This is a genomic window from Arthrobacter sp. AL12, assembly GCF_029960645.1.
Classification (GTDB): domain Bacteria; phylum Actinomycetota; class Actinomycetes; order Actinomycetales; family Micrococcaceae; genus Arthrobacter.
The window spans coordinates 3,644-25,132 of record NZ_JASBQY010000028.1 but is presented as its reverse complement, the minus strand read 5'-3'; the positions used below and the strand labels follow the sequence as shown (position 1 = coordinate 25,132).

The window sequence follows — 21,489 nt, the reverse complement described above, 5'->3', positions numbered from 1 at the left end:
ACCAAAATCAAGAATCACGCGGCAACCGCGTTACACCACGCAAATGGACTTGACCTCGCCCGCTGGGGGATCGGCCTGCGGGCGCCGCACCATTGCAGTCCACCTATCCCCACGTCGCTAGCGTTTCCAGGGGTAAAGCATCGAAGCCGGTAGAGTGCGATTCATGACATTGGGGGATGCAAAAGCCGCTCGTGCACGCCGCCCATGGACCTTCGCCGCTGTATGCGTCATGGTCGTCTCGATGGCGCTACTCCTGTTCGGTCTGACCCAGGTGCCGCCGATACGGCTGCTGCCCGGCTATGTGGTGACCTACCTACTAATCGGGGCCTGCATCTTTGGCCCAACCGGAAAGCTGCCCTTGCGACAAGCCGGTGCGTTTCTGCTGCCCGGCGTCCTTCTTGCTGCCCTGGCGCTGATGAACTTAGGGTTCTGGGCTGGCGGCTGGTTGCTCGGGCTCCCGGCCTGGGGCTTGCTGCTGAGTCGGTGGACTCCGGAGAACCCGATAAGGATTGGCCAGCTGCTGGAGTTCCTCGGCCTGCTGGTGCTGGGCCTGGTGATCTTCACGTTCAATGCGATCTACCCTTTCCCCAGCCTGGGCCTGTTCCTGCTGCCGGTGATTCCCCTGGTCCGGCTGGCCTACCCGGAGTACCGGGCCAAGCCGCTGCAGGCTGCCGTCGAACTTGTCCTGGGCGTAGCCACCGTTGTGGTCGTCTTCGCGATCCCCACTCCGGAGGGCTCATGGTCCTCCCCTTGGACCCTCGCAGGCGGGGGCGCCACCGTCGGACTGATGATCGGTTACTGGGCCGGACGCCTCCCCCAGCGATTACGACGGCTGCGGCCCAACCACGGAGCCGTGATTTAGGCATTGCGGGGTTCCTCGGCAGCGTTCGGTAAAGGATCCTTGAGCGGACGCCCTTCGAGTGCTCATGAGACCGGGCGGCGTTGCATTAGAGGGTGCGTTTAGCGTCTCCTCGTTCTCCATCCGGTCTCGAAGAGGAAGTGGCTTGTTTCGCCAGGGCAACCCCGGAGTCGCTCATCTCGTCCGCTAGTTTCAGCACGTCGTACATTCCCAACTGGGCTTCTCGGCTGAATGCGGTGACGAGAGTTCCCTCGTCGGCGGTCTCGATAACGAAACGGATGTGAGGACGAACCCTAAGTCGTCCGGCAGCATCTCCGTGACGCCAGTCGCCCTGCCAATCTTGGCTGATTTCGACCCAGACGTCCGCACCTTGAGTTAGAACGGTCAATCCGGGCTGGGTAAAAGCGCGCAATAGAGTCGCAAGGGCGTCCTCCGGGGACAAGGCAGTGGTCCATTGCTCTTGGTTTTGGAAGTGATGGCGGCCGGCGCCGAACTGCAAAAGTATTGCCGAGGCGATCAGGCTTGGCCAAAACGCGACTGGCAGCAACCCGCTGGGGTCAACTACCAGTTGCCAGACAAAAAACACTGCGCCGAGCAGAATGACCAGGAGGAGAAATATTCTTCTCCAGCGGCCGGGAACCGGAACCAATTCTGACGTGCCACGTTTGCCCGACACCAGCCAAGCACCGAGGCAGAGAGTGAGCAGGGCTTGGATGCTGACGATGACGACCAGGAGGATGTCCGTCTCGGGGCGCTGGGCGGAGCTAAAAATTATGATCACTGACAGAACGGCGAGGCCGACCATGACCGCTCCGGCGCCGACCCGAATCCTTCTATCCCGCGCCGTTGTGTCCATGAACTACTGTCAGCGAGCCTCTGGTTTCTTGTCAATGCACCATAAGCCATCCCTTAACGGGGCCGACTTAGGGACGCGCGTCCCACGAGAGCGGCCATGCTTAGGGATCGGTTCGTCCTATCCAGTTGCGGTTCGCACAAGGAAGACCGAAGTGGGTGGGCGGGGCTGTTACTCGCTCTCGAAGCTGAGTGTGTCTGTTCCGCTCTTCCAGCTGAGAGTGCCCTGGCTGAATGTCAGTTCGATGGGTCGCTTCAGGAACTCCATCACCCACAGGTGCTGTTCGCCGACATCGCCCGCGCACCCCATCGCTCCGGTGGCAATGTTCTTGACAGTAAGCGTGTTCCCGGTGATTGTCGCCTGCCCGCCCAGGGGGCCGCATCTGGTAGCCGCGGTCAACTGAAGCTCTCCGTTCACGGAGGTCAACCATGCCTTGACGCCGCCGGATGCCGCCCAGGGTAGATCATTGCCGCCGGCCGTGCCGGAAACACTGGCGTATCGGGAACACTGGGTCGTTGGTAGGAACGCCGTACATGTTTCTTGGGGTGGCGTTGTGCTGGTTGAGCCAAGGGTTGAGCTGGTGGACGTAGCCGAGCTGGTGGAGCTGGGCGCGGGTATGGCAGTTCCCGGTTCGCCCGTTTTCGTGTCTCCGCAAGATGTCAACAGCATGCCGAGAAGTAGGAGGGGAACCGTGTATTGCCACAACCGATTGCGCTTCATTGTGCTCCCCTGAAGGTGGACGTTGATGGGAGCCTATACGCAGACGGCCGAGTTTTTCATGAATCCCGAAAGGGTCCCGTTCGAGGTTCCCCCTTACGGACATCTTGTGGGTCGTGCAGATGAGTGTGCACATTCCGTGCAGACGACTTCGGAAACTGACACTGCCCCATACCGGGAAGAACTGCGACAGCCGGAAAATAGCCCGTCACTCATTGCAGACTTTCGCCGCTGCCGCCCGGCCCCGGCAGCGGAATCACGCCGTCGGAGCCGAGGGGGGATCCAAAAGCCTGCTCAGCGTGACACGTGACACCGCTACTCCGCAGCTACTCCCCCGCGGCGGGCCGGAGCGTTCCGATGAGCTGCTCGATCACGCCGGCGTCCTCGATCGTGGAGGGCACCACGTAGTCCTCGCCGTCGGCAATCTGGCGCATGGTCTTGCGCAGGATCTTGCCGGAGCGGGTTTTGGGCAGGGCTTCCACCACGGTGACGTGCTTGAAGTCGGCAACGGCGCCGATGTCGCGCCGGACCAACGCAATGAGGTCCTTGACCAGGATCTCCTCGGGCACATCGACCCCTGATTTCAGCACCACATAGCCGCTGGGACGCTGGCCCTTCAACGGGTCCGCGAGCCCGATCACGGCACATTCGGCGACGGCCGGGTGCTGGCCGATGACCTGTTCCATGGCGCCGGTGGACAGGCGGTGGCCGGCGACGTTGATGATATCGTCGGTGCGGCCCATCACGAAGAGGTAGCCGTCCTCGTCCCGGTAGCCGGAGTCGCCGGTGGCGTAGTAGCCCTCGAACGCCTGCAGGTACGAGGAGATGTAGCGTTCGTCGTCGCCCCAGAGCGTCGTGAGCGTGCCCGGCGGCAGCGGAAGCGCCAGGACGATGTTGCCCTCCGTCCCCGCCTCGACGTCCGTCCCCGACCCGTCGACGATGTTCAGCTTGAAGCCAGGCATCGGCACACTGGGCGAGCCGGCCTTGATCGGCAGCCCGTCGAGCCCGCGCGGGTTGGCGCAGATGGCCCAGCCGGTCTCTGTCTGCCACCAGTGGTCCACGACCGGGACGCCCAGGATCCGGGAGGCCCAGTGGAAGGTGTCGGTGTCGAGCCGTTCACCGGCGGCAAACAGAGTGCGCAGGCTGGAAATGTCGTACCCGCCGAGCAGACTGGCCTCGGGGTCGGCCTTCCGGATAGCGCGCACGGCGGTGGGCGCGGTGAACAGCACGTTGACCTTGTGGTCCTGGATGACGCGCCAGAACGCCCCGGCGTCGGGGGTGCCCACGGGCTTGCCCTCGTAGAGGACCGTCGTGGCGCCGGCCAGCAGCGGGCCGTACACGATGTAGGAATGCCCCACCACCCAGCCGACGTCGGAGGCCGTCCACATCACATCGCCGGGTCCGATGTCGTAGATGTTCTCCAGAGTCCAGCTGAGCGCCACGGCGTGGCCGCCGTTGTCCCGCACGACGCCCTTGGGGGCGCCGGTGGTTCCGGAGGTGTAGAGGATGTACAGCGGATCGGTGGCCTTGACGTCGACCGGCGCGGCGGGCGCGGCGGAGGCCATCTCGGAGTCCCAGTCCAGCCAGCCGGCGTGGTCGGCGGCGGAGGAGGCGAAGCCAATGCGGCCCTTCACCAGGACGGGGGTCTCCGGCACCCCGGCCAGGCCGAGGGCTTCCGCGACGGCGGGGAGGTACTCGATCCGGCGCGACGGTTCGATGCCGCCGGAGGCCGTGACCACCGCGGCGGGGGCGGCGTCGCGGATGCGGGCGGCGAGTTCCTTCGGGGCGAAGCCGCCGAAGACGACCGAGTGCACGGCGCCGAGCCGGGCCGTGGCGAGCATCGCGATGGCCGCCTCGGGGATCATCGGCATGTAGATCACAACACGGTCGCCCCTGCCCACCCCGTGGCTGCGCAGGACACCGGCGAACCGGGCGACGAGGTCCGTGAGCTCCGCGTAGCTGAAGCGCTGCTGCGTGCCGAGCATGGCGGAGTCATAGATCAGGGCGTCCTGCCCGCCCCTCCCCTGCTCCACGTGGCGGTCCAGCGCGTTGTAGGAGGTGTTGAGCACGCCATCGGGGAACCAGTCGTACAGCGGCTTCCTGCCGGAATCGAGGGCACGCTGCGGTGGAGTGGTCCACGAGACCTTCCCTGCGGCTTCCAGCCAGAATGCTTCGGGCGTCTCCAGGCTGCGTGCGTAGCTGTCCCGGTAATTCTTGCTAACCATGAAAATGAGTCCCGTCCACGACGATGTGATGGTGCTCATGGTAGCCCCGTCCCGGCTCACGGCACAAGGTCTATGTATACAAAGCTGCCAGCCCCGACCTCAATTCAGGCAGAATACTGGGCAAAAGGAACATTCATGTATACAGTGGACAGCGTCAGCCAACAAAGGAGTCAGGATGCGCGCCAGTGACAAGGCCTACGCGGCCCTGCGCGACGACATCATCGAGTGGCGCCTCGCGCCGGGGACGGTACTCGCCGAAGTGGAGCAGTCCGAGCGGCTCGGCATCTCCCGCACCCCGCTGCGGGAGGCCCTGAGCCGGCTCACCGCGGAGGGCCTGACGACGACGGCGGGCGGCCGCGGCGTCGTCGTTACCGACATCTCGCTGGAGGACATCGACGAACTCTTCGAGCTGCGCGAAACCCTCGAGGGCAAGGCGGCGGCGCTGGCCGCCGAACGCGGCGACGCCGCAACCTTCGAACGGCTCCGCAACGAACTGTGCCAGGCCCCCTCGCTGATCAGCGCCGGGGATCCGGCCCGGCACGACTACTACGGCCTGGTCGGACGGCTGGACACCGCCATCGACGCCGCAATCCACAACTCCTACCTCGCCCAGGCGATGCGCAGCCTGCGCGTCCACCTGGTCCGGGTCCGCCGGCTGGCGGCCGACGACGCCGAACGGCTCACTGCGGCCGCCGCCGAGCATGCCGCCATCGCCGAGGCGATCGCCGCCGGCAACCCCCGGCTCGCGGAGGCCGCCACCACACTCCACCTGCACCGCAGCCTTTCCCACGTCAAAGCCACGCACACACCTCAGTAGCAACCCACCTCTATAAACCGCATTCAAAGGAGCACCATGGTCAAGGAACACCACGTCCGCGTTTACAAGAGCGAGGAAAACCTGCCCCGCGAGGACCAGCTCGCCTTCAAGATCGCCCAGGTGGCCGCCGATCCCGTCGCCGTCTCCGCCGAGGTCACCGACATGGTGATCAACCGGGTGATCGACAACGCCTCGGTCGCGATTGCCTCGCTGAACCGTGCCCCGATCGTCGCAGCCCGCGCCCAGGCCCTGACCCACGGCCCCACCACCGGCGGCCAGGGCTCGAAGGTCTTCGGCATCGAAGAGCGGGTTGCCCCCGAGTGGGCTGCCTGGGCCAACGGCGTGGCCGTCCGCGAGCTCGACTACCACGACACCTTCCTCGCCGCGGACTACTCCCACCCGGGCGACAACATTCCCCCGATCCTCGCCGTCGCCCAGCACGTGGGTGCCAGCGGCCAGGACCTGATCCGGGGCATCGCCACCGGCTACGAGATCCAGGTCAACCTGGTCAAGGCGATCTGCCTGCACAAGCACAAGATCGACCATGTCGCGCACCTCGGCCCCTCCGCCGCCGCCGGCATCGGCACCCTGCTGGGACTGGACGTCGAGACCATCTTCCAGTCCATCGGCCAGGCCCTGCACACCACCACCGCCACCCGGCAGTCCCGCAAGGGCGAGATCTCCACCTGGAAGGCGCACGCCCCCGCGTTTGCCGGCAAGATGGCCGTCGAATCCGCGGACCGGGCCATGCGCGGCCAGACCTCCCCCGTGCCGATCTACGAAGGCGAGGACGGCGTCATCGCCTGGATGCTGGACGGCCCCGACGCCTCCTACACCGTGCCGCTGCCGACCCCGGGCGAAACCAAGCGCGCCATCATGGACACCTACACCAAGGAGCACTCCGCCGAGTATCAGGCCCAGGCCTGGATCGACCTGGCGCGCAAGCTCCACGGCGGGCACCCGGAGGTCACGGACCCGGCCAACGTGGAGTCCGTGCTGATCAAGACCAGCCACCACACGCACTACGTGATCGGCTCCGGCGCCAACGATCCGCAGAAGTACAGCCCCACGGCCAGCCGCGAAACACTGGACCACTCCATCCCGTACATCTTCACGGTTGCCCTGCAGGACGGTGCCTGGCACCATGTCGATTCCTACGCCCCGGCGCGCGCCACGCGCCCGGACACCGTCGAGCTGTGGCACAAGGTCACCACCGTCGAGGACCCGGAATGGACCCGCCGCTACCACTCCCTGGACATCGCGGAGAAGGCCTTCGGCGGGACCGTTGTCATCACGCTCAAGGACGGCACGGTGATCACCGACGAGATCGCCGTCGCCGATGCCCACCCGCTGGGCGCCCGGCCGTTCGCCCGGGAGCAGTACGTGAACAAGTTCCGCACCCTCGCCGCCGGCCTCGTCGCCGAAGCGGAAATCGACCGCTTCCTGGCCGCCGCCGCCCGCCTGCCCGAGCTGGCTGCCGGTGAGCTGGACCAGCTCAACATCCAGGCCGCCGACGGCGTGATCGACCTGGCCGCCGCACCGAAGGGACTCTTCTAAATGCTGTACTCGAAGGTCACCCCGGAGCAGAAGCGCGTCCGCTTCCGCGAGCTCCTGGCCTCCGGGACGATCCAGCAGTTCCCCGGCGCGTTCAACCCGCTCTCGGCCCGGCTGATCGAGGAAAAGGGCTTCGCCGGGGTCTACATCTCCGGCGCCGTCCTGGCCAACGACCTGGGCCTGCCCGACATCGGGCTGACCACGCTCACCGAGGTGGCCACCCGCGCCGGGCAGATCGCCCGGATGACGGACCTGCCCAGCATCGTCGACGCCGACACCGGCTTCGGCGAGCCGATGAACGTGGCCCGCTCGGTCCAGGAGCTTGAGAACGCCGGCCTCGCCGGCCTCCACATCGAGGACCAGTTCAACCCGAAGCGCTGCGGCCACCTCGATGGCAAGAACGTGGTGGACCTGGACACAGCCACCAAGCGCATCCGCGCGGCGGCCGACGCCCGGCGTGACCCGAACTTCCTGATCATGGCGCGGACCGACATCCGCGCCACGGACGGGCTGAAGGCAACGCAGGACCGCGCCAGGGCGCTCGTGGAGGCCGGGGCGGACGCCATCTTCCCGGAAGCCATGAAGGACCTCAGCGAGTTCCAGGCGATCCGTAACGCCGTCGACGTGCCGATCCTGGCCAACATGACCGAGTTCGGGCAGAGTGCCCTGTTCACGGTGGAACAGCTCGCCGAAGTCGGCGTCAACATGATCATCTATCCGGTGACGCTGCTCCGTAGTGCCATGGGCGCTGCGGAGCGTACGCTGGAATCGATCAAGGCTGACGGTACCCAGGAGGCCCAGGTCGGGAACATGCTGACCCGGGCGCGTTTGTATGACCTCGTGGACTATGAGGCGTACAACAGCTTCGACACCGGGGTCTTCAATTTCCAGATCCCGGGTCAGTAAGCCCCCGCATCGGACTTCCGGCTCCGGCCGGTTCAACAGGCGACAGGAACAAAGGAGTTTCAGCATGGCTGAACAAGAGATCAAAAAGGGCCTCGCCGGCGTCGTGGTGGATTACACCGCGGTGTCCAAGGTGAACCCGGATACCAATTCACTGCTGTACCGCGGGTACCCCGTGCAGGAGCTGGCCGCCAAGTGCAGCTTCGAGGAAGTCGCCTACCTGCTCTGGAACGGCGAACTGCCGGATCCGGAGCAGCTGGCGGAGTTCACGGCACGGGAACGTGCCGGACGTGCGCTGGACCCCGTGGTCAAGCAGGTCATCGACGCGCTGCCGACGTCCTCGCACCCGATGGACGTCTGCCGCACGGCTGCCTCCGTGATGGGTGCCCGGCACCCCCTCGCGGAGGACTCCTCCCGCGGGGCGAACATGGCCAAGGCCGTGGACCTGTTCGCCGCGATGCCGGCAGTGGTGTCCTACGACCAGCGCCGCCGTCACGCTGACGGACGCAGCATTGAACCAATGGAGCCCCGCGACGATCTGGGCTACTCCGCCAACTTCCTCTGGATGGCCTTTGGCGAGGAGCCGGTCCAGGAGGTCGTCGAGGCGTTCAACGTCTCCATGATCCTGTACGCCGAGCACTCCTTCAACGCCTCGACGTTCACGGCCCGGGTGATCACCTCGACCCTCTCGGACCTGCATTCGGCCGTGACCGGGGCGATCGGCGCGCTGAAGGGCCCGCTGCACGGCGGCGCCAACGAGGCCGTAATGCACACCTTCGATGAGATCGGCATCCGTCCGGAGGAATCCCTCGATGAGGCCGCCACCCGCGCGAAGGCGTGGATGGAGGATGCCCTGGCGCACAAGAAGAAGGTCATGGGCTTCGGGCACCGCGTGTACAAGCACGGCGACTCCCGGGTGCCCACCATGAAGGCGGCCCTGGACAAGATGATCGCGCACTACGGCAGGCCGGAACTGCTGGGGCTGTACAACGGCCTGGAGTCGGCGATGGACGAGGCCAAGGCCATCAAGCCCAACCTCGACTACCCCGCCGGTCCCACGTACCACCTGATGGGTTTCGACACCCCGACCTTCACTCCGCTGTTCGTCGCCAGCCGCATCACCGGCTGGACGGCGCACATCATGGAGCAGCTGGATGCGAATTCCCTGATCCGCCCGCTGAGCGAATACAACGGCGTCGAGGAACGGCACCTGGCGTAGCCCCGGTTCCTGCCGCACGCACGACGGCGGGCCGGTCACCTCGGGGAGGTGGCCGGCCGGCTTGTCGTTTGTTGCTAGTCCCGCATCTCCAGGCTGAGGATCATGCCTTTGAGCTTCCGGTACTCGGGTGCCAGGAGGTAGGCCTTAGCCTCGGCCAGCGAGTTGAACACGGGGTCATCGTGTGCCGGACTCTGGGCCGCCCGGTTGGCGAAGGACAGCGTGCCCTGCGGCGCACCGGCGGCGAAGGAGTACATCAGGCAGCTGTCCTTCAGCTGTCCACTCAGGTTGTCGACCAGTCCGATTTGGTAATCGAAGGCACCGCCGTCGGCCCTCATGTCAAGGACGCGGTAGGAAAACCGCACGCCCGCGGCCGTGGCCCACTGGCTGCCCAGGGCAGGCGCCGTGTCCAGCTCGGCCATGGGGTAAGGACCCGGGCCGCATGCGCCCCCCACCCCGCCGGCGGCGCCGTGGTAGAGCTCCGCCACCTGCATGCGGGCTTCGTTGAAGATGATGACGCGGGTCCCGGGATTGCCGCCGGCCCCGACGGTGGATTCCTCCGCCGTCCAGCCGGCGGGCAGGTCGAAGGAGACTCCGGCGGCGGAGCTGCTGTAGCGCCCCGGCGCGGGCCCGGCGACGGTACCCTGGGTTGCCGGGGATGTTGCCGCGTCCTGCGGGATGACTGGACTCGCCGAAGCCGCCGCGCCCGTCGCCCCAGTTGGAGGCGCCGACAGCGAGGCCGAAGCGGACGGAGCCGTCGTCCCTCCGGCCGGTCCCGCCTGCTCCGGTGCGGACGCCAGATTGCCGGCCACGAGGACGCCGGCCGTGCCCGCGGCCACCGCAAGGGCCAGGATCGCCGTGATCCAGGGCCAGCGGCGGCGCGGGGCAACGGCCGCAGAGGAACCCGGTCCCACTCCGTCGTCGCTGAAGACCCTGTCCGCGGTCCCGTTGGTCGAATCTATGTCCGGATCCATGTCCGTCCCCCATCTTGTGTGCTGTTGATTCGTCGCACGGCCGGTGTCCCGTTGCCGGGCCCGCACCGCAGCGGAGACGCCACTAGTAGAGCCTGGTCACGGTGAGCGAGGTGATGACCGCTTTGAGGTCCTTGAAGGCCTGCGTGGTGCTGAATGCCAGGGCCTCGTCCATCGTCCGGAAGTTATAAAGCCCCCAGAGCGGTCCGCCAGGAGGGCGGCGGTTTCCGAAGCTGTAAAACTCCAGGGCACCGGGTCCCGCGACGGCCAGGTCAAGAACGCAGCCTATCCCGTCCTGTCCGCCAATGCGGTTCGTGACTCCGATCCCCGCCTGCACGGGGCCCCCGTCATTGGCTGCGGAGGTCATGGCGACGTAGACAAACCTTGGGGTTCCTTGTTCCGGTGTCGCAGGATCTACCGGCAGCCCGGGCATCGGCTGGCTGTCGAGCAACTTGTACGGTGCAGTGTTGAGCCAGCCGCTGGTGCTCCAGTCGTTGGTGTCGCCGTGGGCCAGCCGTGCCACTTCCCTGCCGTTCGCATCCGTGAGGGAAGTCCCCGTCCCGTTGGCAAGGGAAGAACTCTCCAGCGACGCGTCAGCGAGCTGCCACGCCGCCGGGTAGTTGAAGCTCACTTTGTAGCCGGCAGGCCAGTCCGCATACGTCTTTATCCCCCTGAAAAGTAGTGTGATGAGCTGCAGGCTACCTGTGTTGTTTCCGGCAGGTCCGCCGGGGTTACATTTCCCCGGTAAGTTTTTCGACCGAGGCCACAGTCTCGTTGTCCTCGTTCAGGACAACGACGACGTTGTGCACCTCCCCGGCCAGCGCGGCCGGCAGCCAGTGCTCCGCATCCTGCCACATCAGGTGCAGCGGCAGCGCGCCGGTATCGAACCACTCGGGCGTTATCTCGGGCCTCTCCGCCGGCTCGCCCTCCCAGTGCCGGGTGGTGAAGAGCCGGCAGTACATATTCCACTCGGGACGGGTGGGGAACAGGAACTCGACGGCGCCGGCGTCGGCCAGGTCCTCCTGCCGGACAACGACGCCGGCTTCCTCCCAGACTTCGCGGACGACCGCTTCGGCATCGCTCTCCCCCGCCTCAACGTGGCCGCCAATGCCCACGATCTTGCCCGTGCCGAATCCGGTCCGCTTGAGCCCCAGCAGCACCTCGGTGCGTGAGCCTGCGTCGCGGAGCAGAAAACATAGGGTGACGGGGGTGGAGGCCATGAAGGCAAGCCTAGCGGCGCGCCGCGTCCCTGCGCCTTAGCCCAGCGCCCGCGGATGCGCGGCGGCGTAGATCTCCCGCAGCGTGTCTGCCGTGACCAGGGTGTAGACCTGCGTGGTGGTGACCGAGGCGTGGCCCAGCAGCTCCTGGACCACCCGGACGTCAGCCCCGCCCTCGAGCAGGTGCGTGGCGAAGGAGTGCCGCAGAGTGTGCGGCGAGACGTCCTTGGTGATGTTCGCTTTCTCCGCGGCGGTCTTGAGGATGGTCCAGGCGCTCTGCCGGCTGATCCGTCCGCCGCGGGCGTTCAGGAACAGGGCCGGGGTCCCCTTGCCCTTGCCGGACAGCAGCGGCCGGCCCCGGACCAGGTAGGCGTCCAGGGCACGGGCGCCGAAGGACCCGAGCGGGACGAGCCGTTCCTTGGATCCCTTGCCGAACAGCCGGACGACCGCCGGACCGGCGTCCCCGTCCTGACCGGCGTCCCCGTCCTGACCGGCCGTGGGCAGGGAGATGTCATCGACGTCGAGGCCCACCGCCTCGCTGATCCGGGCACCGGTGGAGTACAGGAACTCCAGCAGGGCCCGGTCGCGCAGGCCGGTGGCGGTGTCTGTTCCGACCGCCTCCAGGATCCTGGTGACCTCGTCGACGCTGATGGCCTTGGGCAGCCGTTTGCCCGGCATGGGCGGGTGGACGTCGCTGGCCGGGTCGGTAGGAGTCACGCCCTCGAGGGCCCAGAATTTATGCAGTCCGCGCACGGCCACCACCGTCCGGGCCGCCGACCGGATCCCGAGGGTGGAGCCGCCGTCGGACCCGTCGGAGAGCGCCTGGACGAAGCCGGTGACGTCGTGGCGGGTGATCTCGTCGGGGCGCTGGCGGCCCGTATGGGCGAGGTGCCTGGCGTAGCGGGCCAGGTCCCGCCGGTAGGCGGAGAGGGTGTTGGCCGCGAGGCCCCGTTCCACGCCCATGTGCTGCAGGTAGTCCGTCATGGCGCGGTCGATTGCTGTCAGCGGCCGGGCCGGTGGCTGGGCCGTGGCGGCGGTCTTCCCGGGACCGGATGCCTCCTGCGGCGCAGGCTCCGGATGCCGGGCCGGAGCCGCGGGCTCGGCGATCAGCGGTTCGGCCATCAGCGCTGGCTGGGATGCGCGGGCCACGGGGTGTTGCCCGGGCGGAGGCTTTTGAAGCCGTCGGCACGGGCGGCCGCGGCGGCGAGGATTCCGACGACGGCGGACGGGTTGTGCAGCCGCCCCTCGAGCACGGCCTCAACGGCCGCCTCCAGCGGGATCCAGTGCAGCTCGATTTCGGCTTCCTCGTCGGTGCGGACGTGCAGTTCGTGGCCGGGCACATCGCTCAGGTCCCGGGCAAGGTAGATGCGGATAGCCTCGCTGGAGGACCCGGGGGAATTGAAGAAGTCGGCCAGGACATTCCACTGGCCGGCTATGAGGTCGGCTTCCTCGGCGAGTTCCCGTGCCGCGCCGGCCACGAAGTCTTCGCCCTCAACATCCAGAAGCCCGGCCGGGATCTCCCAGAGGTCCATGCCGACGGGGTGCCGGTACTGCTTGATCAGGAGCACCTCGCCGTCGTCGTTCATCGGCAGGACCGCCACCGCACCCGGGTGTTCGATGTAGTCCCGGACGAGCGGATCGCCGTCGTCGTCGAGCTGGAAACTGTCACTGACCACATCCCAGATCCGGCCTTCGTAGACCGTCCGGGACGACAAAAGACGGCGCGGGCTCGGTTCATCCGAAACCAGCCGTGCAGCTTGGGGGGTCTCAGGGTTACCGGGCATCGCGCCGTCCTTTGATTCAGTTGGGGGTTACTTCGACACGGCCGGGGACGGCTTCGCCGCGGACGGCGCGGCCGTGGCTGGATCTGCCGTGCCTGCCTCTGTGCCGGCTGTATCCGCCTTGGAGACCTTGCTGCCGGTGCCCTTCTGGTGCTCCAGGGCCGCCTTCACCAGTCCCGAGAAAAGGGCATGCGGCCGGGTCGGGCGTGAGCTGAGCTCCGGGTGCGCCTGCGTGGCCACGTAGTACGGGTGGACTTCGCGGGGAAGCTCCACGTACTCCACCAGCTTGCCGTCGGGCGAGGTTCCGGAAAACACCAGTCCCTGGGCGGCGATCTGCTCGCGGTACTTGTTGTTGACCTCGTAGCGGTGGCGGTGGCGTTCACTGACCTTGGTGGTGCCGTAGGTTTCGGCGACCACGGACCCTTCGTCCAGCTTGGCCTCATACAGGCCCAGACGCATGGTGCCGCCCAGGTCGCCCTTGCCGTCGACGATGTCCAGCTGCTCTTCCATCGTGGCAATCACCGGGTACTTAGAATCCGGCTCGAACTCGGACGAGGACGCGCCCTCGAGGCCGACCACGTTGCGGGCGTACTCGATCACCATGCACTGCAGGCCCAGGCAGAGGCCCAGGACCGGGAGCTTGCTCTCACGGGCATACTTCAGCGCGCCGAGCTTGCCCTCGAGGCCGCGGATGCCGAAGCCGCCCGGGACGCAGATCGCGTCGACGCCGTCCAGGGACTTGACCGCCCCTTCGTGGGTTTCGCATTCGTCCGAGGGGACCCAGCGGATCTTGACCTTGGTGTCGTTGGCGAACCCGCCTGCGCGCAGGGCCTCGGTCACGGACAGGTAGGCGTCCGGCAGGTCGATGTACTTGCCGACCAGGGCGATTTCAACCTCGTGCTTGGGGTTGTGGACCGCGTCGAGGAGCCGGTCCCAGCTGGTCCAGTCGACGTCCTTGAAGGGAAGGTCGAGCGCGCGGACGATGTAGGAATCCAGGCCTTGGGAGTGCAGGGTCTTCGGGATGTCATAGATGCTCGGCGCGTCCGGGCAGCCGATCACGGCGTCGATGTCGACGTCGCACATGCGGCCGATCTTGTCGCGCATCGGCTGCGGGACTTCGCGGTCGGAGCGGATCACGATCGCCTCGGGCTGGATGCCGATGGAGCGCAGCGCGGCAACGGAGTGCTGCGTGGGCTTGGTTTTCAATTCCTGCGACGGGCCGATGTACGGCACGAGGGAGACGTGCAGGAAGAACACATTGCCGCGGCCGATGTCCTGGCGGACCTGGCGGGCGGACTCGAGGAACGGCTGCGACTCGATGTCGCCCACGGTGCCGCCGATTTCGGTGATGATCACGTCGGGGGCGTGCTTGCCCTCGGCGGGAAGCCGCATGCGCCGCTTGATCTCATCGGTGATGTGCGGGATGACCTGGACGGTGTCGCCGAGGTATTCGCCGCGGCGTTCCTTGGCGATGACCGTGGAGTAGACCTGGCCGGTCGTGACGTTGGCCGAGCCCTCGAGGTTCTCATCGAGGAAGCGCTCGTAGTGGCCGATGTCGAGGTCCGTTTCGGCGCCGTCGTCAGTCACGAAGACTTCGCCGTGCTGGAAGGGGTTCATCGTGCCCGGATCCACGTTCAGGTAGGGATCGAGCTTTTGCATTGTTACAGACAAACCGCGTGCCCGCAGGAGGTGACCGAGGCTCGAAGCCGTCAGTCCCTTACCGAGCGAGGACGCCACACCACCGGTGACGAAGATGTGTTTGGTCGTCTTGGACGAGCCCGGAAACCGGGAATTTACACGGGAATTTGATCGCTGCACCACGGAGTTCGAGCCTATCATCAATTCAGCCTCCAGGGGTCTGTTCGGGGCAAGCAGCTGTGGTTGTCCTCCCGGTGCCGGGACGCCGCACGGGGGTGCTCAGGCCTGCTGCGGCAGAAGCCGGGCGTCGTCGAGCAGCTCCTGGGCGTGGGCCCGGGCGGATTCGGAGTCCTCCTGGCCGGCGAGCATGCGGGCCAGTTCCCGGACGCGTTCGGGCTCGTCGAGGAGCTGGACGTCACTGGAGGTGAAGCCGGTGGCGGTGGCACCGTCAGCGCCGCGCACGGAGGTCTTGGTGACCCGGATGTGCTGGTCGGCGAAGGCCGCCACCTGGGGCAGGTGGGTCACCACGAGCACCTGGACGTGCCGGGCCAGCATCGCCAGCCGCCGTCCGATCTCGACGGCGGCACGGCCGCCCACTCCGGCGTCAACCTCGTCGAAGACGAAGGTGGGGACCGGGTCGACGGCGGCCAGCACCACTTCGATGGCCAACATCACGCGGGACAGTTCGCCGCCGGAGGCGCCCTTGCCCAGCGGGCGGGCCGGGGCGCCGGAGTGCGGCTGGAGCAGGAAGGAGATCTCGTCCGCGCCTTGCGGCCCCGGTTTCCCGCCGGAGTCGACGGTGATGACCAGGGTAGCATCGGCCATCGCCAGGGCCTTGAGTTCCGCGCTGACGCGGGCGGAGAGGGCCTTGGCGGCCTTCTTGCGGAGCTTGCTGACCCCGGCGGCCTGCTGGGCCAGCTCGGCCGCGGCCCGGGCCACCCCTGCCTCCAGCGCCTCAATCCGGGTGGAGTCGTCCTGCAGCTCAAGGAACCGCGCCCGGGACTGCTCGGCCCACACGAGCACCTCGTCGATGCTCGGGGCGTACTTGCGCACCAGCTTCGCCAGGGCCCCCCGGCGGTCCTCGATCTCGGCGAGCCGTTCCGGGCCCTCGGTGTCGAGCGCGGACTGGTAGCTGGCCAGTTCGGTGGCGATGTCGTTGAGCAGGAAGCCGACCTCGGCGAGCCGGGCGGCCGCGGAGCCGAGCTCCTCGTCGTGCTCGGCGACGTGCTCCAGGGTGCGCTTGGCGGCATCGACCAGGGCGGTGGCGTCGTTGCCGTCCCCGAAGTCCTCGGCGATGAGCGCCTGGTGTGCCGTGGTGGCCGCGATCCGGAGTTCCTCGACGTTGGCGAGCTTGACGGCCTCCGCCTTGAGCGATTCGTCCTCCCCCGGCTGCGGGTCGACGGCATCGATCTCGGCCAGGGCCACCTCGAGGGATTCCGCCTCGCGGAGGCGTTCCCGGGCGGCGCTGCGGAGCTCGTCCAGCTCGGCCTGGCTGGACTTCCAGTGTGCGTACAGCTCCTGGTAGCTGCCGAGCGCTGCGGCGAGGCTCTCCCCCGCAAATTTGTCGAGGGCGCCGCGCTGCGCGACCGGGCTCTTGAGCCGGATCTGCCCGGACTGGCCGTGGACCACCACGAGGGTTTCCCCGATCTCCCCGAGCACCCCCACCGGCGCGGCACGGCCGCCAAGGTAGGCGCGGCTGCGGCCGTCCGCGCCCACGCTGCGGGCGAGCAGCAGTTCCGCGCCGCCGTCGAACTCCTCGACCTCGGCCCCGGCCTCACGGGCGCGCGCCACGGCCGGGTGCCCGGCGTCGAGCCTCACCGTCGCCTCCGCGGAGGCGCTCTTCGCGCCGCTGCGCACGGCCCCGGCGTCGGATCGTGCGCCGAGCAGCAGCCCGACGGCGGTCACCACCATGGTCTTGCCGGCACCGGTTTCACCGGTGACGACGCTCAGGCCCGGGCCGAGTGGCAGCGTAGCGTCGGTGATGACACCGAGGTCGCGGATTCTCAGTTCTTCAAGCATGGTTCACTTCGCAGTCGATGGATCAGGAGTCTCGCCCGGCCCTGCGTTCGGCTGCCCTGCCTGCGGCGGCGTCGGAAGGGGGGGCCTCGGCCGGGGCGTGCGGATCACCGGCACCGGACCGGTATGGACCGTGGCGGCCTGCGGCATCGGTCCGCGCCAGCCCTGGATGGGCAGTTCAAACTTGCGGACCAGGCGGCCGGAGAAGGGCGTCTGGTGGGTGCGGGCGAGCCGGACGGGCGTGGCGGAGCGGGTCACTTCCACGCGCGCGCCGGGCGGGAGGTCCACGGAGCGCCGGCCGTCGCACCAGAGCACGCCCTGGGCATCGGTGCGGTTCAGGATTTCAACGGCGAGCCGTGACCGGGGTGAGACCACCAGCGGTTTGGCGAAGAGCGCGTGGGCGCTGATCGGCACAATCAGCAGCGCCTCGACCTCGGGCCACACCACCGGTCCGCCGGCGGAGAAGGCGTAGGCGGTGGAGCCCGTGGGGGTGGCCAGGACAACGCCGTCGCAGCCGAAGGAGGTCAGCGGGCGTTCGTCGACCTCGGTGACCACCTCGAGCATCCGTTCCCGGTTGCCTTTTTCGATCGCGGCCTCGTTGAGGGCCCAGGTGTGCCAGATCTTCTGCCCGCGGACCCAGACTTGGACGTCGATGGTCATCCGCTCTTCCACGGTGTAGTCGCGGCTCGCGATCCATTCCACGGTCTGGGCCAGGTCCGCCCGCTCGCTCTCGGCCAGGAACCCCACGTGGCCGAGGTTCACGCCGAGCAGCGGCACGTCGACCTCGCGCACCAGTTCCGCCGCCCGGAGGATGGTCCCGTCGCCGCCGAGCACCATCACGAGCTCGACGTCGGGCAGCATCACGTGATCATGGAGGATCTCGACGGGCTGGTCGAGGCGGCCGAAGAAGCGGATCATGTCGCCGAGTTCGGATTTAAGCATCACGGGAATGATGCCGGAGTCGTGGAGCTGGGCGCACGCTTCCCAGGCAGCCTTGAGGGACTCCTCACGGCCTGTGTGGGCAAGGATGAGGACACGCCTGCTCATCGGGTTCCGCCTTCTGGTGCTTCTAGTACTTGGGCCAGATTGTTCCGAGTAACGCAGCAACGGCTGCGTCCCGCTCTTCGATCTTAGGCAGGTCTGTTCGAATCCCGCGCTTTATCCACAGGAAGTACTCGACGTTTCCGTCCTGGCCGGGCAGCGGGCTGCCGGCGAGGCCTTTCAGTTCCAGTCCGGTGTCCATGGCCTCCGCCGCGACTTTGCCCACGGCGAGGCGGCGCTCCCGCTCCGAGGTGACGACACCGGTGCGGCCCAGCCGGTCCTTGCCGATCTCGAACTGCGGTTTGACCATCAGGACGAGATCGCCGCCCGGTTCGGTGCACGCCGCCAGGGATGCCAGCACGAGGGTGAGGGAAATGAAGGACAGGTCCGCCACCGTCAGCGCCGCCGGTCCGCCGATCTCCTCAGGGGTCATGTAGCGGACGTTGAGGCCTTCGTGGACCGAAACGCGCGGGTCATGCCGGATGACGGGGACCAGCTGGTCGTGGCCGACGTCGACGGCCACGACGTGGGCAGCACCGCGGCGCAGCAGCACCTCGGTGAATCCGCCCGTGGAGGCCCCGGCGTCCAGGCACCGCTTGCCCCCGACCTCGACGGCGGGAAAAGCGTGAAGCGCCCCGGCCAGTTTGTGCCCGGCACGGCTGACGTAGTTGTCCTCGTCGGCGGCTGCGACGTCGAGGACCGTATCGTCCTGGATCTGAAGCGAGGCCTTTGCCAGCACCTCACCATCCGAACTGACCTTGCCTTCTGCGATGAGGCGGGCGGCATGGGTGCGCGACCTCGCCAGCCCGCGGCTGACGAGGGCCTGGTCAAGCCTGCTCATTTTGTGGCATCCCCTGGTGAGGTGGTCGGTCCGGCCGCGGCCGGGCCTGTGGCTGGTGGTGCTGCGATGGGCTCATTGAGAGCCGCGATCAGGTCGTCGTGCAGGAGCGCGTAGATCTCGCCATGGCGGGCCACGGGGAGATCCGGAAGTTCACCGAGACGGCGAAGCAGTGCGCCGACGGCGGGGTCCCGGGACGGATCGTGCCCTGCGCGATCGTCGGCTTCTGCCGGGAGCGCCGGCCAGGTGACCCGGGGGCTTTCCCCGGCGGGGTCCGTCCCGGTGATGGGGTCCGTCCCGGTGACGTGGTTCGGCTCGGTGATGGGGTCCGTCCCGGTGACGTGGTTCGGCTCGGTCATGATCCCCAGTCTAGTGATCCAGCCACTCCAGGACCGGCGCCAGGGCAGTGGCGGTCTCGGGATTGGCGGTCCACCAGGCCGAGCAGGCGGCCCGCCAGGCGTCGAGGTCGCGGGGATCGCCGCTGACCCGGACCGTTTGCCCGTGCACCACGGCGGCAGCCGCGCCGCAGCGGTGCTGCCCGCCGTCGACCGCAATGGCCGGGTAGGGGCGGAACAGGTCCGTGAGGTCGTGGATGAGGTAGCCGGGCCGTTCCAGCGTGCGGGCGGCGAGGATCGTTTCGCGCGTGTCGACGCCGGTCAGCACGGCAACGGTGGCGAAACCGGCCCTGTTCCCGCCGAGGATGTCGGTGTCCAGGCGATCGCCGACGACCAGTGGCCGGTCCGCGGCCAGGCGTTTCGCGGCGGCGTGGAACAGCGGCGCCTCCGGCTTGCCGGCAACCAGGGGCCGCTGCCCGGTGGCCGCGGCCACGGCCGCGACCATGGTCCCGTTGCCCGGCGCCATGCCCCGGGCCTGGGGAATGGACATGTCCGTGTTCGTGGCCACCCACAGGGCCCCGCCGGCAATGACGTAGGCGGCTTCCGCGAGATCCTTCCACCCGAGGTCCGGATGGAACCCCTGCACGACGGCGACAGGGTGCTCCGCCTCACTGCGGACCGGCACCAGACCGGCGAGTTCAATCTCCTGGGCCAGCGAGGCCCCGCCGGTGACCAGCACCCGGGCACCCCCGGGCAGCAGCGACGCGAGCAGCTCGCCCGCGGCCTGCGAGGAGCTGACCACCTGGTGGTCCTCCGCCGGGGCACCCAGCTCGCGCAGGTGCTCCGCCACCTGCGCCGGCGTCCGGGAGGCGTTGTTGGTGACGTAGCCGAGGCCGACGCCGATCCCGGCGAGCCGGCGCAACGATTCCACGGCGCCAGGGATGGCGCGCGGTCCCGCGTAGACGACGCCGTCGAGGTCGGCGAGCAGGGCGTCGAAAGCGGAGATCAGCTCCGGTGAAGCCATTCCGGATCAGCCCTCGGAGCGTTCCGGCTCGCGGGAGCCGGCGTCGTGAGACTCGTCGACTCCGGACTCGTCCCCGGAATCGTCGTTTCCGGACTCGCCGGAGTCATCGCCGTGTCGGGACTCGCCGCCGGTGAGGACCTCGGAGCGGTCGAGGGCGTCTTTTTCCACGGAGTCCTCATCGGACTCGGCGTCGTCGGACTCCCAGAAGTCGGATTCGGCGTCGTCGGACCCTTCGTCGAGGGCGTTGGCTGCCCCCGTCGTTTCCGGCAGGCCGGCCACGGCCTCGGCGCTGGCGGCACGCGGCGACTCTTCCTGCGGGGCTGCCGCGGCGGACCGCTGTGCGGTCTGCTCGGCGAGGAGCCGGCGCTGCTGCTGTTCCTCGCGGGCTTCCTCTTCCTCGTCCCAGCCAAGATCGATGATGTCCGGGTCTTCCGAGACGTCGAGGCCGAGGGCGTTCTCGGCGACGGCGGCCTGGCGCTGCCACTTCTCCGCTTCCGCCGTGCGGCCCACCGCGGCGAGGGCTTCGGCGTAGGCTCGGAACAGCCGCGGGCTGTAGGAGAACGCCCGGTTGATGTCCAGCTGGGCGATTTCCAGTTCGGAGACGGCAGCATCGAGCTGGTCCAGATCGGTGCGGGCGCCGGCGGCCACAATCGCCAGTTCCGCCTTGCCGGGGGCGTCGAGGTCCTTGGCTTCCTCGGAGCGTGCCATTTCCAAAGCGCGGTCGGGCCGGCCGAGTCCACGTTCGCAGTCGGCCATGACGGGCAGGTGCATGTTGGAGCCGCTGATCCGACGGTAGGTGCGGAACTCGCGTAGGGCTTCGCCGTAGTGTCCGGCGGCGTAGGCCGTCAGGCCCACGGCTTCCCGGACGGCCGCGAGGCGGCCTCCGCGGCGGCTGGCTGCCAGGGCGTGCTGGAAGGCCAATTCCGGTTCGTCGTCGATGAGGCGGCCGGCCATCACGAGGTGGCGGGCCACCCACTCGGCGCTGTTCTCCTCGAGCGTCTTGATCTGGTGCTGCGTGGCGCGGTCCAGTTCCTTGCCCGTAACGTCGTCGTCGATCTGCGGTGAACGCTCGCGGTCGGGTCGGTTGGCGCTGCGGAGGTCCCGGGCGTTGGGGACGCGGACAGGGCGCTCTTCAGCCCGGTCGCGGCCGAACTGGCGGGGACCGGAGTCGCCGCGGTCAAAGCTGCGGGCAGGCCGGTCGTCTCGGCTGCCGAAGGGCTTCCGGTTTTCGCCGCCGCTGTAGGGCTTGCGGTCCGCACCGCCGGCACCAAAGCTGCGGCGCTCCCCGCCGCCTTCACGCGGGGCACGATCACCAAAAGGCTTCCGGTCACGATCGCCGCCACCGCTGTACGGCGGCTTCCGGTCCCCGCCGCCGGCACCAAAGCTGCGACGCTCCCCGCCACCCTCACGCGGGGCACGATCACCAAAGGGCTTCCGGTCACGATCGCCGCCACCGGCACCAAAGCTGCGGCGCTCCCCGCCAC

At 68.0% G+C, this 21,489-nt stretch carries 20 protein-coding genes; 5 read left to right on the top strand and 15 right to left on the bottom strand.

Going from position 1 to position 21,489, the window contains the following annotated elements; all coding sequences use genetic code 11:
- Positions 1 to 163 precede the first annotated feature (163 nt).
- Positions 164 to 862: a hypothetical protein gene (locus QK291_RS18620; RefSeq protein ID WP_282384315.1), complete on the top strand. Its 699-nt coding sequence runs from the start codon at positions 164 to 166 to the stop codon at positions 860 to 862.
- A gap of 85 nt (positions 863 to 947) precedes the next feature.
- Here QK291_RS18620 and QK291_RS18615 read toward each other — a convergent pair whose 3' ends face one another.
- The 3 genes from QK291_RS18615 to QK291_RS18605 form a co-directional block, all read right to left on the bottom strand.
- Positions 948 to 1,664 (bottom strand): hypothetical protein, encoded by a 717-nt coding sequence (locus QK291_RS18615; RefSeq protein ID WP_282384313.1) that lies wholly within the window; start codon positions 1,662 to 1,664, stop codon positions 948 to 950.
- Between the two features lie 219 nt (positions 1,665 to 1,883).
- The gene (locus QK291_RS18610) at positions 1,884 to 2,129 is read right to left on the bottom strand and encodes an META domain-containing protein (protein ID WP_282384312.1); all 246 of its coding nucleotides are present in this window, start codon (positions 2,127 to 2,129) and stop codon (positions 1,884 to 1,886) included.
- Positions 2,130 to 2,755: 626 nt separating this feature from the next.
- Complete coding sequence (locus QK291_RS18605) at positions 2,756 to 4,654, bottom strand: propionyl-CoA synthetase (protein WP_282384317.1); 1,899 nt, start codon at positions 4,652 to 4,654, stop codon at positions 2,756 to 2,758.
- A gap of 175 nt (positions 4,655 to 4,829) precedes the next feature.
- Here QK291_RS18605 and QK291_RS18600 point away from each other — a divergent pair, with 175 nt between their 5' ends.
- The 4 genes from QK291_RS18600 to QK291_RS18585 all read left to right on the top strand — a co-directional run bounded on the left by QK291_RS18600 (position 4,830) and on the right by QK291_RS18585 (position 9,147).
- A complete protein-coding gene (locus QK291_RS18600; RefSeq protein WP_282384311.1) occupies positions 4,830 to 5,471 on the top strand; it encodes a GntR family transcriptional regulator in 642 nt (213 codons plus the stop codon).
- 36 nt (positions 5,472 to 5,507) lie between these two features.
- Positions 5,508 to 7,028 carry an MmgE/PrpD family protein gene (locus tag QK291_RS18595; RefSeq protein ID WP_282384310.1) on the top strand — a complete coding sequence of 507 codons (1,521 nt, stop codon included), beginning with the start codon at positions 5,508 to 5,510 and terminating at the stop codon, positions 7,026 to 7,028.
- Positions 7,029 to 7,931: a methylisocitrate lyase gene (gene prpB / locus QK291_RS18590; RefSeq protein ID WP_282384309.1), complete on the top strand. Its 903-nt coding sequence runs from the start codon at positions 7,029 to 7,031 to the stop codon at positions 7,929 to 7,931.
- 64 nt (positions 7,932 to 7,995) lie between these two features.
- The gene (locus QK291_RS18585; RefSeq protein WP_282384307.1) at positions 7,996 to 9,147 is read left to right on the top strand and encodes a bifunctional 2-methylcitrate synthase/citrate synthase; all 1,152 of its coding nucleotides are present in this window, start codon (positions 7,996 to 7,998) and stop codon (positions 9,145 to 9,147) included.
- Between the two features lie 74 nt (positions 9,148 to 9,221).
- Here the strand turns inward: QK291_RS18585 and QK291_RS18580 are convergent, their stop codons facing one another.
- The 12 genes from QK291_RS18580 to QK291_RS18525 form a co-directional block, all read right to left on the bottom strand.
- Positions 9,222 to 10,118, bottom strand: a complete 897-nt coding sequence (locus tag QK291_RS18580) for a hypothetical protein (protein ID WP_282384305.1) — start codon at positions 10,116 to 10,118, stop codon at positions 9,222 to 9,224.
- Between the two features lie 82 nt (positions 10,119 to 10,200).
- Positions 10,201 to 10,746, bottom strand: coding sequence for a hypothetical protein (locus tag QK291_RS18575; protein WP_282384303.1), 546 nt, complete (start codon positions 10,744 to 10,746; stop codon positions 10,201 to 10,203).
- 100 nt (positions 10,747 to 10,846) lie between these two features.
- A complete protein-coding gene (locus tag QK291_RS18570) occupies positions 10,847 to 11,335 on the bottom strand; it encodes an 8-oxo-dGTP diphosphatase (protein ID WP_282384301.1) in 489 nt (162 codons plus the stop codon).
- A gap of 36 nt (positions 11,336 to 11,371) precedes the next feature.
- Positions 11,372 to 12,316, bottom strand: a complete 945-nt coding sequence (xerD, locus tag QK291_RS18565) for a site-specific tyrosine recombinase XerD (protein ID WP_282384316.1) — start codon at positions 12,314 to 12,316, stop codon at positions 11,372 to 11,374.
- A 137-nt stretch (positions 12,317 to 12,453) separates the two neighbouring features.
- Positions 12,454 to 13,116 carry an NUDIX hydrolase gene (locus QK291_RS18560; protein WP_282384299.1) on the bottom strand — a complete coding sequence of 221 codons (663 nt, stop codon included), beginning with the start codon at positions 13,114 to 13,116 and terminating at the stop codon, positions 12,454 to 12,456.
- A 27-nt stretch (positions 13,117 to 13,143) separates the two neighbouring features.
- Complete coding sequence (locus tag QK291_RS18555) at positions 13,144 to 14,952, bottom strand: CTP synthase (protein WP_282384297.1); 1,809 nt, start codon at positions 14,950 to 14,952, stop codon at positions 13,144 to 13,146.
- 78 nt (positions 14,953 to 15,030) lie between these two features.
- Positions 15,031 to 16,770, bottom strand: a complete 1,740-nt coding sequence (gene recN, locus QK291_RS18550) for a DNA repair protein RecN (RefSeq protein WP_282384295.1) — start codon at positions 16,768 to 16,770, stop codon at positions 15,031 to 15,033.
- 3 nt (positions 16,771 to 16,773) lie between these two features.
- Positions 16,774 to 17,814 carry an NAD kinase gene (locus QK291_RS18545; RefSeq protein WP_282384294.1) on the bottom strand — a complete coding sequence of 347 codons (1,041 nt, stop codon included), beginning with the start codon at positions 17,812 to 17,814 and terminating at the stop codon, positions 16,774 to 16,776.
- A 22-nt stretch (positions 17,815 to 17,836) separates the two neighbouring features.
- Positions 17,837 to 18,649: a TlyA family RNA methyltransferase gene (locus QK291_RS18540; RefSeq protein ID WP_282384292.1), complete on the bottom strand. Its 813-nt coding sequence runs from the start codon at positions 18,647 to 18,649 to the stop codon at positions 17,837 to 17,839.
- Entirely contained in the window at positions 18,646 to 19,005 is a 360-nt protein-coding gene (locus tag QK291_RS18535) for a hypothetical protein (RefSeq protein ID WP_282384291.1), read from the bottom strand. Before QK291_RS18535 ends, QK291_RS18540 begins: the two co-directional genes overlap by 4 nt.
- A 10-nt stretch (positions 19,006 to 19,015) precedes the next feature.
- On the bottom strand, positions 19,016 to 20,005 hold the full coding sequence (locus tag QK291_RS18530; protein ID WP_282384290.1) for an HAD-IIA family hydrolase: 990 nt from the start codon (positions 20,003 to 20,005) through the stop codon (positions 19,016 to 19,018).
- Positions 20,006 to 20,011: 6 nt separating this feature from the next.
- Positions 20,012 to 21,489 (bottom strand): hypothetical protein (locus QK291_RS18525; protein ID WP_282384289.1); only part of this gene is annotated, 1,478 nt, incomplete at its 5' end.

Excerpts from the sequence above, each read along its gene's own strand:
- QK291_RS18535 (WP_282384291.1), bottom strand. The coding sequence starts at position 19,005 with ATGACCGAGCCGAACCACGTCACCGGGACGGACCCCATCACCGAGCCG.
- QK291_RS18545 (WP_282384294.1), bottom strand. The coding sequence starts at position 17,814 with ATGAGCAGGCGTGTCCTCATCCTTGCCCACACAGGCCGTGAGGAGTCC.
- recN (WP_282384295.1), bottom strand. The coding sequence starts at position 16,770 with ATGCTTGAAGAACTGAGAATCCGCGACCTCGGTGTCATCACCGACGCT.
- QK291_RS18530 (WP_282384290.1), bottom strand. The coding sequence starts at position 20,005 with ATGGCTTCACCGGAGCTGATCTCCGCTTTCGACGCCCTGCTCGCCGAC.
- xerD (WP_282384316.1), bottom strand. The coding sequence starts at position 12,316 with ATGACGGACTACCTGCAGCACATGGGCGTGGAACGGGGCCTCGCGGCC.
- QK291_RS18605 (WP_282384317.1), bottom strand. The coding sequence starts at position 4,654 with ATGGTTAGCAAGAATTACCGGGACAGCTACGCACGCAGCCTGGAGACG.
- QK291_RS18600 (WP_282384311.1), top strand. The coding sequence starts at position 4,830 with ATGCGCGCCAGTGACAAGGCCTACGCGGCCCTGCGCGACGACATCATC.
- QK291_RS18615 (WP_282384313.1), bottom strand. The coding sequence starts at position 1,664 with ATGGTCGGCCTCGCCGTTCTGTCAGTGATCATAATTTTTAGCTCCGCC.
- QK291_RS18555 (WP_282384297.1), bottom strand. The coding sequence starts at position 14,952 with ATGATAGGCTCGAACTCCGTGGTGCAGCGATCAAATTCCCGTGTAAAT.
- QK291_RS18580 (WP_282384305.1), bottom strand. The coding sequence starts at position 10,118 with ATGGATCCGGACATAGATTCGACCAACGGGACCGCGGACAGGGTCTTC.
- QK291_RS18540 (WP_282384292.1), bottom strand. The coding sequence starts at position 18,649 with ATGAGCAGGCTTGACCAGGCCCTCGTCAGCCGCGGGCTGGCGAGGTCG.
- prpB (WP_282384309.1), top strand. The coding sequence starts at position 7,029 with ATGCTGTACTCGAAGGTCACCCCGGAGCAGAAGCGCGTCCGCTTCCGC.
- QK291_RS18595 (WP_282384310.1), top strand. The coding sequence starts at position 5,508 with ATGGTCAAGGAACACCACGTCCGCGTTTACAAGAGCGAGGAAAACCTG.
- QK291_RS18620 (WP_282384315.1), top strand. The coding sequence starts at position 164 with ATGACATTGGGGGATGCAAAAGCCGCTCGTGCACGCCGCCCATGGACC.
- QK291_RS18585 (WP_282384307.1), top strand. The coding sequence starts at position 7,996 with ATGGCTGAACAAGAGATCAAAAAGGGCCTCGCCGGCGTCGTGGTGGAT.
- QK291_RS18560 (WP_282384299.1), bottom strand. The coding sequence starts at position 13,116 with ATGCCCGGTAACCCTGAGACCCCCCAAGCTGCACGGCTGGTTTCGGAT.
- QK291_RS18570 (WP_282384301.1), bottom strand. The coding sequence starts at position 11,335 with ATGGCCTCCACCCCCGTCACCCTATGTTTTCTGCTCCGCGACGCAGGC.